The sequence below is a fragment of the Salegentibacter tibetensis genome, assembly GCF_020164485.1.
GTDB lineage: Bacteria > Bacteroidota > Bacteroidia > Flavobacteriales > Flavobacteriaceae > Salegentibacter > Salegentibacter tibetensis.
Genome location: NZ_JAIQZA010000157.1, coordinates 1 through 255 on the forward strand (window position 1 = coordinate 1; position 255 = coordinate 255).

Below are 255 nucleotides of genomic sequence, written 5' to 3' on the forward strand. Positions count from 1 at the left end.
TTTGCAGGAGAAACAAACGAGAGACTTATCATAAGTGATATCTCCTCTACTAATCAAAATCTTATTACAGATTTTCAGGCTAACGACCTTACTTTGTTGTGGTTCACCGGGAATGGAAATTATCTTACCATTGATTCTGTTCCTTATGAGTTTCATAAAAACCAGATCATCTGTTTGACAGAATTCCATAAGATTGAAATAACTGCCATTAATGCTGCGCAAATGATACGCTTTAATCGCTCCTTTTATTGCATT

At 34.9% G+C, this 255-nt stretch carries 1 pseudogene; it reads left to right on the plus strand.

From position 1 onward, the window contains the following. A pseudogene (locus LB467_RS19655) lies at nucleotides 1-255 on the plus strand (AraC family transcriptional regulator); the annotation flags it as partial.